General features: G+C 67.2%; 12 protein-coding genes. 5 read left to right on the plus strand and 7 right to left on the minus strand.

Annotation, left to right across the window (positions count from 1 at the left end):
• Positions 1-41 precede the first annotated feature (41 nt).
• Positions 42-1,367: a glutamate--tRNA ligase gene (gltX, locus tag ACE3P6_RS16105; RefSeq protein WP_374397009.1), complete on the minus strand. Its 1,326-nt coding sequence runs from the start codon at positions 1,365-1,367 to the stop codon at positions 42-44.
• 205 nt (positions 1,368-1,572) lie between these two features.
• Here gltX and ACE3P6_RS16110 point away from each other — a divergent pair, with 205 nt between their 5' ends.
• Positions 1,573-1,983 (plus strand): metallopeptidase family protein, encoded by a 411-nt coding sequence (locus tag ACE3P6_RS16110; protein WP_374397012.1) that lies wholly within the window; start codon positions 1,573-1,575, stop codon positions 1,981-1,983.
• Positions 1,984-2,140: 157 nt separating this feature from the next.
• A complete protein-coding gene (locus tag ACE3P6_RS16115) occupies positions 2,141-3,088 on the plus strand; it encodes a 1-phosphofructokinase family hexose kinase (RefSeq protein WP_374397015.1) in 948 nt (315 codons plus the stop codon).
• Positions 3,089-3,124: 36 nt separating this feature from the next.
• On the opposite strand, the gene ACE3P6_RS16120 is transcribed toward ACE3P6_RS16115, so the two are convergent.
• Together ACE3P6_RS16120 and ACE3P6_RS16125 are read right to left on the minus strand one after the other, a co-directional pair.
• On the minus strand, positions 3,125-3,499 hold the full coding sequence (locus ACE3P6_RS16120) for a hypothetical protein (protein ID WP_374397017.1): 375 nt from the start codon (positions 3,497-3,499) through the stop codon (positions 3,125-3,127).
• Positions 3,489-5,147, minus strand: a complete 1,659-nt coding sequence (locus tag ACE3P6_RS16125; protein ID WP_374397020.1) for an NAD+ synthase — start codon at positions 5,145-5,147, stop codon at positions 3,489-3,491. The genes ACE3P6_RS16120 and ACE3P6_RS16125 overlap by 11 nt, the downstream gene beginning before the upstream one ends.
• Positions 5,148-5,339: 192 nt before the next feature.
• Here ACE3P6_RS16125 and ACE3P6_RS16130 point away from each other — a divergent pair, with 192 nt between their 5' ends.
• Positions 5,340-6,815, plus strand: coding sequence for a 2-isopropylmalate synthase (locus tag ACE3P6_RS16130; protein WP_374397022.1), 1,476 nt, complete (start codon positions 5,340-5,342; stop codon positions 6,813-6,815).
• A 98-nt stretch (positions 6,816-6,913) separates the two neighbouring features.
• Here ACE3P6_RS16130 and ACE3P6_RS16135 read toward each other — a convergent pair whose 3' ends face one another.
• Together ACE3P6_RS16135 and ACE3P6_RS16140 are read right to left on the minus strand one after the other, a co-directional pair.
• Positions 6,914-7,564 (minus strand): MT-A70 family methyltransferase, encoded by a 651-nt coding sequence (locus ACE3P6_RS16135; protein ID WP_374397025.1) that lies wholly within the window; start codon positions 7,562-7,564, stop codon positions 6,914-6,916.
• On the minus strand, positions 7,561-8,154 hold the full coding sequence (locus ACE3P6_RS16140) for a BglII/BstYI family type II restriction endonuclease (protein WP_374397027.1): 594 nt from the start codon (positions 8,152-8,154) through the stop codon (positions 7,561-7,563). The genes ACE3P6_RS16135 and ACE3P6_RS16140 overlap by 4 nt, the downstream gene beginning before the upstream one ends.
• Positions 8,155-8,420: 266 nt before the next feature.
• On the opposite strand from ACE3P6_RS16140, the gene zapE reads away from it, so the two are divergent.
• Positions 8,421-9,500, plus strand: a complete 1,080-nt coding sequence (zapE, locus tag ACE3P6_RS16145) for a cell division protein ZapE (RefSeq protein WP_374397030.1) — start codon at positions 8,421-8,423, stop codon at positions 9,498-9,500.
• On the opposite strand, the gene ACE3P6_RS16150 is transcribed toward zapE, so the two are convergent.
• A complete protein-coding gene (locus ACE3P6_RS16150; protein ID WP_374397034.1) occupies positions 9,497-10,258 on the minus strand; it encodes a TSUP family transporter in 762 nt (253 codons plus the stop codon). The genes zapE and ACE3P6_RS16150 overlap by 4 nt on opposite strands.
• A 230-nt stretch (positions 10,259-10,488) precedes the next feature.
• On the minus strand, positions 10,489-11,367 hold the full coding sequence (serB, locus tag ACE3P6_RS16155; RefSeq protein ID WP_374397035.1) for a phosphoserine phosphatase SerB: 879 nt from the start codon (positions 11,365-11,367) through the stop codon (positions 10,489-10,491).
• A 154-nt stretch (positions 11,368-11,521) separates the two neighbouring features.
• Between serB and ACE3P6_RS16160 the strand changes: the two genes are divergently transcribed.
• Positions 11,522-12,679: a phosphoserine transaminase gene (locus ACE3P6_RS16160; RefSeq protein WP_374397038.1), complete on the plus strand. Its 1,158-nt coding sequence runs from the start codon at positions 11,522-11,524 to the stop codon at positions 12,677-12,679.
• Positions 12,680-12,722 lie beyond the last annotated feature (43 nt).

The raw sequence follows: 12,722 nt of genomic DNA on the forward strand, positions 1-12,722 counted from the left end.
CCCCCCCCCCCCCCCCCCCCCCCCCCCGGCCACCCAAAGGCTCAGACGCCCGGCACCTTGCGCAGCAGCGGCATCACCTCGGCCATCTCCGGCCCCGCGTCCCGCCCCGTCAGCGCCCGACGCAGCGGGCGGAACAGGTCCTTGCCCTTGCGCCCCGTCGCCTCCTTCACCGCCGCCGTCCACTCGCCCCAGGTCGCCGTGGTCCAGGGCCGCGCAGGCAGCAGCGCCAGCGCCTCGGCCACGAACGCCCGGTCCGCCTCGTCCACCACCGGCTCCGCCCCGTCGCGGAAAAGCGCCCACCACGGACCCAGATCGTCCAGCACGGTGATGTTGCCCTTGGCCACCGCCCAGAAGGCCTCGGCCTCGGCATCCGGCACCCCCAGCGCCGCGATCCGCGCCTTCACCGCCGCGAAGGGCAGCGACTGCACATGATGCCGGGTCAGCGGGAACAGGTCTTCCGCGTCGAACTTCGTCGGCGCCGCCCCGAACGACCCGATGTCGAACCCGGCGACCAGCTCGTCCATCGAGGACACCAGCTCCACCGGCTTCGACGACCCCAGCCGCGCCATCAACGACAGCAGAGCCATCGGCTCCACCCCCCGCGCCCGCAGGTCGCGCAAGCTGAGCACCCCAAGCCGCTTCGACAATTCCTCGCCCTGCGGGCCCGTCAGCAGCGAATGATGCGCAAAGGTCGGGGGCACCCCGCCCAAAGCCTGCATGATCTGGATCTGCGTCGCGGTATTGGTCACATGGTCCGCGCCGCGCACGATATGGGTGACGCCCATGTCCACGTCATCCACCGAGGACGCAAACGTGTACAGCACCTGCCCGTCCGCCTTGATCAGCACCGGGTCCGAGACGCTGGCGGCATCAATCGAGATCGGCCCGATGATCCCGTCCTCCCACTCGATCCGCTCCTGGTCCAGCTTGAAGCGCCAGTAGCCCTGCCGCCCCTCGGCGCGGTAGGCCGCCTTCTGCTCTTCCGTCAGGCTCAAGGCCGCGCGGTCATAGACCGGCGGACGCCCCATGTTCAGAAGCTTCTTCCGCTTCAGGTCCAGCTCGACCGGGCTCTCGAAACATTCGTAGAACCGCCCCGCGGCCTTCAGCTGCTCGGCCGCCTCGGCATAGCGCGCCATCCGCTTCGACTGCTGCTCGATCCGGTCATACCTGATCCCCAGCCAGTCGAGGTCGGCCTTCAGCCCGTCGATATATTCCTGCTTCGACCGTTCCTGGTCGGTATCGTCCAGCCGCAGGATGAAGGTCCCGCCGTTCTGGCGCGCGATCAGGTAGTTCATCAGCGCGGTGCGGAGGTTGCCGACGTGGATCCAGCCGGTAGGCGAGGGGGCAAAGCGGGTGGTGACGGTCATGGAACGGGCTCCTTCAAGCGCCCTTCCCTGTCACAAGCCCCGGCCTTTGTCCAGTTTGCGGCGCGGATACTGCCTTCCGTGGCAACGCCTTTGACGGGGGCTCGATGCCCCCGGCGAAGGCTGCCCGTTCCAGAACCACGCCGGATGCACCGGCCACTGCCTGCGCCCCCTTCCCCGCGCCCGCCCGCGCGCCTATCTTCCCGGCATGACCAATCCCGCCCCCGACAGCATCGCCCCCTCCCTCGCCTTCCTCGAGCAGCTCGCGCACGAGGCGGTCTCCACCCTGCCCGACACGTTCCGCGAGCCCGCGACCCATATCCGCCTGCGGGTCGAGGAATTCCCCGCCGACGGGATGCTGGAGGAACTGGGCATCGACGATGCCTTCGACCTGACCGGCCTCTACGACGGCATTCCCCTGACCGAGAAATCCACATCCGATCAGATGACCCGCCCCGATGTGGTCTGGCTCTTCCGCCGCCCAATCCTCGACGAATGGGCCGAGCGCGGCAATGTCTCGATCCAGGAGCTTGTCACCCATGTGGTGATCCACGAGATCGCGCATCACTTCGGCTGGTCCGACGACGACATCGCCGCCATCGACCCCTGGTGGGAGTGACGCGGTTCCCCGTGCTCGCGGGCTGACACCGGGACCAGAATCCTTCGAGGGATCTTGCCAAGAGTCTTCGAAAACTCTTGTCCCCGCCCCACCCGCCGGGACCAGTTCCATTTCCGTCCGGAAGCCTTATGATAGCGGTAACACGAACAGGTGCCGCATGACCCAGCTTCCGATCCTGACCCTCACGCTCAACCCCGCGCTCGACATGGCGACCGAGGTGCACGAGCTGATCCCCGGCCACAAGCTGCGCTGCGCCGAACCGCTGCTCGACCCCGGCGGCGGGGGCCTCAACGTCTCCCGCGCGATCAAGGCGCTGGGGGGTGACAGCCTCGCGCTCGTCGCCATCGGCGGGCTGACCGGTGACCGGCTGGCCGGGCTGATCCGGGCCGAAGGGGTGACCTTCCTCTCCATCCTCGGCCCCGGCGAAACCCGCCAGTCGCTCACCGTGAACGAAGCGACCAGCGGCAAGCAGTACCGCTTCATGCTGCCCGGTCCCGTCTGGGGCGAGGCGGAACGTGCCCGCGTCTTCACCCTTCTGCGCGCCACCGCCCGGCCCGGCGGGATTTCGGTGATCTCCGGCAGCCAGCCCCCCGGCGTGCCGGTCGACTTCCCGGCGCAGCTTGCCGCCTCGATGCCCGAAAGCCGCATCGTGCTGGATACCTCCGGTTCCACCCTGACCGAAGCCGTGCGCCACCCGATCCCCGGCCTCGAAGTCCTGCGGATGGACGGGCCAGAAGGCGAGGAACTGGCGGGCAGGCCGCTGCCCACCCTCGCCGACACCGCCGAATTCGCGCAATCGCTGGTCCGCCGGGGCGTGGCGAAGACCGTCATCGTCGCGCGGGGGGCCGAGGGCAACGTGCTGGCCGACGCCGACCAGAAGCTCTTCGCCAAGGCCGCCAAGGTGCGGGTGAAATCCACCGTCGGCGCGGGCGACAGCTTCGTTGCGGCCTTCGTTCTGGCGCTGGCGCAAGGCCAGACCAATGCCGAGGCGCTGGCCCTCGGCTCCGCCGCCGCCTCCGCAGCGGTGACAACGGACGCGACCCAGTTGTGCCGCCCGGAAGACGTGATGCGGCTTCTGCGGGAATGCACGGTCAGCGCCGTCTGATCGCAGGTCGGGACGATGGCCGCCTCGGCCTCGCGCCTAGCTGCGCCGGAACCCGGCAATCGCCTCGCCCTGGTGGCGCAGCTTCGCGCCCAACCCCATCTGGTCGATCCAGGCCTGCATCGCGGGCGAGATCGGGCCATAAAGATCCGTCCGCGCCAGCCGTGCCGCCGCACGCAGGGCAACCATCTCTTGCCATGCCATGATCAGGTCGTGATGCCCGACCCAGGCCTCCGGCCCCTCGTAGACCGCCACCAGCCGCCGCTCCTTCGGGCCGGACCCGAAGAAGCGGTAGCTCCGCAGCCCCGCGTGCCCCTGCAACCGCACCCGCGGCACCAGCGCCCGCAGCGCCCGGTCGAAGCCCTCGGCATCGCGCAGGGCGTAGAAATTGACGACGACGATCTCAGACGTCATCGCGCCAGCGGTTCACGATGGGGTAGCGCCGGTCCAGCCAGAAGGCCTTCTGCGTCAGCCGCACGCCGGGGGCGGACTGGAACCGCTTGTATTCCGCCAGATACAGCAGGTGCTCCACCTTCTTCACCACGGCCCGGTCGAAGCCCAGCTTGACGATGTCGGCCACCGCCATCTCCTTTTCCACCAGGCATTCCAGGATCGCATCCAGCACCTCATAGGGCGGCAGGCTGTCGTCGTCGCGCTGGTTCGCCCGCAACTCCGCACTGGGGGGCCGCGCGATGATCCGCTCCGGAATGACCTCGCCCGCCGGGCCTTTCATCCAGCTCCGATGGTTCTCGTTCCGCCAGCGCGCGGTCAGGAACATCCGGGTCTTGTACATGTCCTTGACCGGGTTGTAGCCCCCGTTCATGTCGCCGTAGATCGTGCAGTAGCCCACCGCCATTTCCGACTTGTTGCCGGTGGTCAGCAGCATCTCCCCGAACTTGTTCGACAGCGCCATCAGCATCAGGCCCCGCAGCCGCGACTGGATGTTCTCCTCGGTGATCCCCGGTTCGGTCCCGGCAAAGAGCGGCGCCAGAGCCTCCCCCACCGCGCCCTGCGCCCCCGAGATCGGCACCGTATCATACCGACACCCCAGCGCCTGCGCCGCCGCCGTCGCCAGCTCCAGCGACTCCGCGCTGGTGAACTCCGACGGCAACATCACGCAGCGCACATTCTCCGGCCCCAGGGCATCCACCGCCATCGCCGCGACAATCGCGCTGTCGATCCCCCCGGACAGCCCCAGCAAGGCCTTCCTGAACCCGCATTTCCGCATGTAGTCGCCGAGCGCCAGCACGCAGGCCCGGTAATCCGCCTCGCCGATCGGCGGGATTTCGGAAATCTCCCCCGGATCGGCCAGCCACCCCTCCGCCCCGCGCCGGAAGATGACCATCACCTCGCATTCATCGAACTGCGGCAGCTGCGCCATCAGCCGCCCGCCCGGGTTCAGCACCATCGAGGACCCGTCGAACACCTGGTCGTCCTGCCCCCCCACCATGTTCAGGTAAACGAGCGGCAATCCCGTCTCGATCACGCGGCTCACCATCAGGTTCAGCCGCAGGTTGGGTTTCCCCCGGTGATAGGGCGAGCCATTCGGGATCAGCAAAATCTCCGCCCCCGTCTCGGCCAAAGTCTCGGCCACATCCGGGTGCCAGGCGTCCTCGCAGATCGGCGTCCCGATCCGCACCCCCTTCACCACATAGGGCCCATGCACGTCGGCCGAGGCGAAGACCCGCTTCTCGTCGAAGACCGCATCGTTCGGCAGATGGTGCTTCAAGACGCGGGCATGAACCCGCCCGCCCTCCAGCACATAGTACCCGTTGTAGAGCCTGCCCCCCTGCATGACCGGCCCGCCAATCCCCAGAGCCGGGCCATCGGCACACTCGACAGCCAAGGCCTCCACCGCCGCAATCGCCGCGCTGACGAAGGCCGGCTTCAGGATCAGGTCCTGGGTCTGGTAGCCGGTCACGAACATCTCGGTCAGCGCGACCATGTCCGCCCCCGCCGCCTTCGCGCCGACCCAGGCCGCCTTCGCCCGCGCGACGTTCCCCGCGATGTCGCCCACCACCGGGTTCAGCTGCGCCAGCATCATCTTGAAGATATCGGTCATCGCAGGGCTCCTTTCCCCCATATGTAGACCGGGATCGCCCACGATGGAACCGCTCGTCGTTCACTTCGTGTCCTCTTCGCCCACCCCTCCGACGAGGAGCCGAAGGCGAACGAGGAGGCACCCCGCCAGAACCTTGTCACACCGGAACCCGCCCCTTACCCTGCCCCCAACAACCCCCCGAGGGATTCGCCCATGCGCCTGCCTGTCGCCCTCCTCCTCGCCGCCCTCGCCCTCCCCGCGCAGGCCCAGGACGGAGAGATCATCACCAAGCAATACGACGACGGCTCGGTCTACGAAGGCACCTTCCTGAACGGCCGCCAGCACGGCACCGGCACCTACCGCCTCCCCTCCGGCTTCGAGTACACCGGCGACTGGGTCGAGGGCGAGATCACCGGCGAGGGTACCGCGCGCTACCCCAACGGCTCGGTCTACGAGGGCACCTTCGAGAAGGGCCAACCCGACGGCATCGGCAAGATCACCGCCCCCGACGGCCGCACCTATGAAGGCGACTGGGTCCAGGGCCAGATGACCGGCGAGGGCAAGGCGACCTATGCCAACGGGTCCGTCTACGAAGGCAGCTTCGTCAAGGGCACCCACAACGGCAAGGGCAAGCTGACCAACCCCTCGGGCTATACCTACGAAGGCGACTGGGTGCTGGGCGTCAAGGAAGGCAAAGGCCGGATCACCTACCCCGACGGCACCGTCTACGAAGGCGCCCTGGTCAAGGGGCAGCGATCCGGCAAGGGCAAGCTCACCATGCCCGACGGGTTGATCTACCAGGGCGACTGGGCGGAAGGCCAGATCAACGGCAAGGGCCTCCTGACCCAGCCCAACGGCGATCTCTACGAGGGCAGCTTCAAGGATGGGCTGCGCGACGGGCAGGGGAAGCTGACCCACAAGAACGGCGACATCTACTTCGGCACCTGGGCCAAGGACCACCGCCAGGGCCAGGGCAGCTTCACCACCGCCGACGGCTTCAAATACGAAGGCAGCTGGGTCGCGGGCAAGATGGAGGGCACCGGCTCCATCACCTATCCCGACGGCTCGGTCTACATCGGCGCGATGAAGGCCGACCAGCCGAACGGCCAGGGCGCGATCACCTATCCCGACGGGTCCACCTACCAGGGCAACTGGGTGGCCGGGGTGATCGAAGGCCAGGGCCGCGCCACCTACAAGGACGGCCGCGTCTACGAGGGCGCGTTCAAGCAGGCCAAGCCCGAGGGCAAGGGCCTGATGACCTACCCCGACGGCTACCGCTACGAAGGCGACTGGGTCGCGGGCGAGCGGCAGGGCGTGGGCGCCGCGGTCTACCCCGACGAAAGCCTGTACAAAGGCGAGTTCAAGGCGGGCCTGCGCGACGGCCAGGGCGAGTTCTCCACCACCGAGGGGTTCAAGTATGTGGGCCAGTGGGTCGCCGGGCAGATCGAGGGACAGGGCGTGGCCACCTACCCCGAGGGGGATGTCTACGAGGGCCAGTTCAAGGCTGGCAAGCGCGAGGGCCAGGGCAAGCTGACCTACAAGTCAGGCGAGGTGGCCGAGGGGGTGTGGCAGAACGGGATACTGACGGCACCGCCGGAGGGAGCGGCAGAGGCGGCTCCGGCGGAAGGCGAGACCCCGGCAGCCCCGGTCGAAGGCACCACCCCCGCAGAACCCGCGACCAACCCGTAGGTCGGGCTTCAGCCCGACTCCCGTAGGGTAGGGTTCCACCCCACCGCCCGTAGGGTGAGTTACTGCGCACCATCGGAAGCGCAGCGCAAGATTCCCGATCAGACCGCCTTGCGCGACTTCAAATGAATGACTTCCGCCTGCGAATGGTTCGCATAGGTGTCCCAAGTCGGCGTGTACTCATCAGCCTGATTGCCCCACACCGTCCACCCGACGCGCGGACCACGGGCGAACATCTCAAGCCGAGGCCCGTTGCTGCATCCCTCGATCAACGCATACTGCTCGTCCGGCTTGCGGCTGTGTTCGCGCTTCTGGGTGGAGATGATGTTCTCCTGCGTCCGCCCGAGTTGCAGGGTTCGGGCATTCTTGCCACGGACGCCGAACAGCAGAACCTCCGTCACGTTGCGGAAGTAGAATCCGACCCCACGCCGATCAGGCCCGCCATCTTTGCGCACCTTGTACCAAATGATGTTGCTCTTGTAGGAGAACCCCCAGTGCTCCATCACCCTGAGTCCTTCGGGCAGCAAGGCATTGGGAACCCACAGATAAAGATGCGCGGTGTCAGCAACCACTGCCTCTACAGGCAGGTCGCAGATCTCGCGCAGCGTCATGGTCGGATATCGAGACAGCCGCTTGTGTTCCGGCGCCATCTTGCCGGTGCGGTTCTGGAACTGCCACGGCGGATCGGCCAGAACCGTCTTGAACTTGGTCGCTCCTGCTTTCGCGAGAAGATCATCCGCAGCGCTGGTCATTCTTCATCCTCCAAATAGAGCGACTTCTTGATCCCGAAAACTAGAAGCGGACAACCCGCGCCGCCCCCGCCTTCGATCCTTGGAAGCAGCTTGGACATGTGAGTCGTCGACATTCCATAGGACGATCCTCGGCCAAGATCCCTAAAGATGTCTTGCAACTCATCGGCACGGGTCAGGATCACCCCAACACTGACAGCCCGAAGGTCAAAGAGAAGACGAAAGTTGTTCAGATCCCGGTCGAAGAACGGATCCTTGTTGTTCCACTCGATCTCCAGAGCGATGCCGTTCTTGAAGCAGTCTACCTTGTGGGTCGGCGAGTCGAGCCTGCGCCCATCCACTTCTATCGCCGTCTGGAACTGTTTCTCGACCCAGCCGCGCTGTACGAGAAACTCGTCCACATAGGACGCGAGTTTCGACTTGTTTCCGCCACCCACCGCAATCCACGACTTCCGAAGGCGCAGGTCTTGAAGCAAGGAAATCAGGTCTTCCCATTCCGAGGCGAAGTCTTGCGACAAGATCGCGCTGGCATGTTTCCACTCGTGAAATTCGTAGTTGTCCCGCACAAACTGCGGCAGGCGGTCGCTCAACATCTTGTGGTCTCCTTGCCACAATGTAGCCTATATCGGCTATCTCATCCCAACAAGCTCAACTTCTTCCTTTCTTATCTGCCCCGGGCGGCAGGAGCATCAGTTCCCTCGTCTCGGGTTCTACGGTTGCAGTTGGATATCGTCCAACCCGGTTAACCCCACCCTAACGCCCCCACCCAACCCCCTGATATCCCTCACCCCCCTCCCCGTCCTGCGTGGAAAGCCGAGCCCCCTTGCGGCCCCTACCCCCGCCCCGCTACTCCTTCCCCATGCGCCAGACCCTGACCGAGATCTACGAGGCCCGCGTGGCCCTGGGCACCCTCCGCCCCGACCCGGCGCAGCACGCTCTTCTCCCCCGGCTGGAAGACCTCCGCGCCTGGCTGGAGGCGAACGCGACCCGCAAGGTCGGCCTCTTCGCGGGTCTCTTCGCCAAGCCGATCCAGCCCCCGCGCGGGCTCTACCTCTGGGGCGGCGTCGGGCGGGGCAAGTCGATGCTGATGGACCTCTTCACCGAAGCCACGGACATCACCCAGAAACGCCGCGTCCATTTCCACGCCTTCATGCAGGGCGTCCACAAGGGGATGCATTCCGCCCGCCAACGCGGGGTCGAGGACCCGCTGGTCCCGGTCGCCGACGAGATCATCCGCGACCTCCGCCTCCTCGCCTTCGACGAGATGCAGATCACCGACATCACCGACGCCATGCTGGTGGGGCGGCTGTTCGAAAAGCTCTTCGCCGCCGGGATCGTGATCGTCACCACCTCGAACCGGCCCCCGCAGGACCTCTACAAGGACGGCCTCAACCGCGGCCTCTTCCTGCCCTTCATCGCCATGCTGGGGGAGCGGCTTGAGGTGGTCGAACTGGAAAGCCCCACCGACTACCGCCAGCACCGGCTGCAGGGCGCGCAGGTCTACTTCCACCCGGCGCGGTCAGCCACCACCCAGATCGCCGCGATCTGGACCGACCTGACCGGCGGCGCACCCGAGGCCCCGCTGACGCTGGAGGTGAACGGGCGGCAGGTCACCCTGCCCCGCTTCGCGAACGGGGTGGGGCGGGCCAGCTTCTGGGACCTCTGCTCGAAGCCCCTCGGCCCGGCCGACTACCTCGCCATCGCCCGCGCGGTGCGGGTGCTGATCCTGGAGGACATCCCCCAGCTCTCCTCGGCCAACTACAACGAGGCGAAGCGTTTCGTCATACTGATCGACGCGCTTTACGAGGCGAAGGTCCGCCTCATCGCCTCCGCCGCCGAGACGCCGGAGCGGCTTTACATCGAAGGCGAGGGATCGTTCGAATTCGAACGCACCGCCAGCCGACTGCGCGAGATGCAGGGCGCGGGCTGGGGGCTTTAGGCCAGCGCCTGCCACAGAAGTCGGAGGGCCATCGCGGTCGACACGAAGACCAGAAGCGGCTTGATCAGCCGCGCCCCCACCCGCATCGCCACCCGCGCGCCCAGAGCGGCCCCGGCGACCTGCCCCACCGCCATCGCCAGCCCCACCCCCCACCAGGTCGCGCCGGAGAAGACGAAGACCGCGAGCGAGCCGGTATTCGAGGCGAAGTTCAGCATCTTGGTATGCGCGGTCGCCTTCAGCACCCCATAGCCCGCCAGGAGCACGAAGCCCATCATGAAGAACGACCCCGTCCCCGGCCCGAAGAACCCGTCATAGGCGGCGACCAGCGGCACCACCGTCGCCCCGAAGACCGGCAGCGGAATCCGCGCGGCGCGGGCGTCGTCGGAAAGGCCCGGTTTCAGCGCGAAGAAGGCGGCGACCCCGATCAGCACCACCGGCATGATGATCCGCAACACCTCGGCCGGGATCAGATGTGCGACCAGCGCGCCCGCCGCCCCCGCTGCCGCACTGACCGCCGCCATCCACAACTGCTCCCGCAACCGCACATGCCCGGCCCTCGCATAGGCCAGCATCGCCGTCCCCGACCCGAAACTGCCCTGCAGCTTGTTCGTCGCCAGCGCCTCCACCGGCGAGGCGCCGACCAGCAACAGCGCGGGCACCGTGACCAGCCCGCCCCCGCCCGCAATGCTGTCGATGAAACCGGCGCAGAAGGCCGCAAGGGCCAGAAGCAGGGCGAGGTGCGTGGCGATCTCGAACATGGGCCCGCTTCTGGCCGGTTCGGGGCGCGGCGACAAGAGGGAGGCGGCAGATCGGTGGTAAGGAAGCTGCCTCCGGCGGGAGTATTTGGACCAAGAGGAAGCCCCCGTTCCTCTTGGTCCAAATACTCCGGGGGTTTGGGGGCAGCGCCCCCATCGCCGAGGAGGAGGGCGTCAGCCCCGACGACGAGAGGAAAAGCTTGCGCGCCAGCGCTCCGTTTCGAAACCGCCGGTCAGGACGGGGCGAACTCGTCGCGGGAATAGCCCTGCAGGTAGAGGAGCGCGGTCAGGTCGCCGTGGTTCACCCTAATGTCGCATTCCGCCTGCACCCGGGGCTTGGCGTGCAGCGCCACCCCCGTCCCGGCAGCCTTGAGCATTGGCAGATCGTTCGCCCCGTCGCCGACGGCGATGGCCTCGGCGGGGGTGATCCCCAGCCGGGCGGTGATTTCCTGCAGGGCCTGCAGCTTGGCCTCTTTCCCCAGGATCGGCTCGGCCACGGTGCCAAGCAGGCTGCCACCCTCGACATGCAGGATGTTCGCCCGGTTCTCGTCGAACCCCAGCATCCCCGCCACCGCGGCAGTGAAGGCAGTGAACCCGCCCGAGACCAGCGCCGCATGGGCTCCCTGCGCCTTCATCGTGGCCAGCAGCACCGGCCCCCCCGGCATCAGCGTGATCCGGTCGCGCAACACGCGGGCAATCACGCCCTCGGACAGACCCTTCAAGAGCCCCACCCGCTCGCGCAGCGCGGCCTCGAAATCCAGATCGCCGTTCATCGCCCGCGCCGTGATCCCGGCCACATGCGCGCCGACCCCGGCCTCGTCGGCCAGTTCGTCGATGCATTCCTGCCGGATCATCGTCGAATCCATGTCGGCGATCAGCAGCCGCTTCTTCCGCCCCTCGGCCCGCTGCACCACCATGTCGACCTGCAGCGCCTGCAGGCCCTCCCAGACCTGCCAGCGGTTTGCCGGCACCATCTCCACCTCGAACTCCGCTGCCACGCCCGGATCAAGCCAGCGCGCTTCGCCCCCACCCCAGGCATTGCGCAGGCTTTCCACCGTCACCCGCTCCAGCACCGGGGTCTCGGGGTTGGTCAGCAGGGTCACGACATGCATGGACGAGGTTTCCGATAGTGAACAGGCCTGTCGCTTTTTCGCGACCAAGCGGCGGATTAGCGCGATTTTCCCGCTTGCGCCAGAGAGCCCGCATCTTTAGCCAAGGCGGCGGGACACCCTTCCCCACCGAAGGGCTTTTAGCTGGAAGGCTACCATGACAGACCTGACCCCGCCGGCCAAGCGCCCGGCCAATCCGCGCTTCTCCTCTGGCCCCTGCGCCAAGATCCCCGGTTATTCCCTCGACATGCTGGCTGACGCCCCCCTCGGGCGGTCACACCGGGCCGCTGTCGGCAAGGCGAAGCTGAAGGAAGCCATCGACCTTACCCGCGAGATCCTCGGCGTGCCCGCCGGTTATCGCATCGGCATCGTCCCCGCCTCCGACACCGGCGCGGTCGAGATGGCGCTGTGGTCGCTTCTGGGCGCCCGCCCGGTCGAAATGCTCGCGTGGGAAAGCTTCGGCGAAGGCTGGGTGACCGATGTGGTCAAGCAACTGAAACTCGACGCCAAGGTGCAGGTTGCGCCCTATGGGAAGATCGTGGACTTCGCGACCGTCGATTTTGACCGTGACGTGGTCTTCACCTGGAACGGCACCACCTCGGGCGTCCGCCTGCCGAACGGCGATGCGATCCCGGCCAACCGTCAGGGCCTGACGATCTGCGACGCGACCTCGGCCGCCTTCGCGATGGACCTGCCCTGGTCGAAGCTCGACGTGACCACCTTCTCCTGGCAGAAGGTGCTGGGCGGCGAGGGCGCGCATGGCATCCTGATCCTCTCCCCCCGTGCGGTGGAACGGCTGGAAAGCTACTCCCCCGCCTGGCCGCTGCCGAAGATCTTCCGGCTGACCGCCAAGGGCAAGCTGATCGAGGGCATCTTCCAGGGCGAGACGATCAACACGCCCTCGATGCTGGCGAACGAGGATTACCTGGTCGCGCTGAACTGGGCGAAGTCGGTGGGGGGCCTCAAGGGCCTGATCGCCCGGGCCTCGGCCAATGCGCAAGTGGTCCACGACTTCTGCGCCGCGAACCCCTGGATCGCGAACCTTGCCGAAGACCCGGCGACGGCCTCGACCACCTCGGTCTGCCTGAAGTTCACCGATCCCCGCATCACCGACGGCGAGGCCTTCGCCAAGGCCGTCGCCAAGCGGATCGAGAAGGCGGGCGCGGGCTTCGACCTTGGCGCCTATCGCGATGCCCCTCCGGGCCTGCGCATCTGGTGTGGCTCGACGGTGGAGACGGCGGACGTGCAGGCGCTGATGCCCTGGATCGCGCACGCCTTCCACGCCGAGATCGCCGCGCTGGCCGAGGCCGCGTGACCGAGTCGGGGTGAACCCCGACCTACCGATACCGTAGGTCGGG

The sequence above is a fragment of the Tabrizicola sp. genome, from assembly GCF_041911175.1.
Lineage (GTDB): Bacteria > Pseudomonadota > Alphaproteobacteria > Rhodobacterales > Rhodobacteraceae > Tabrizicola.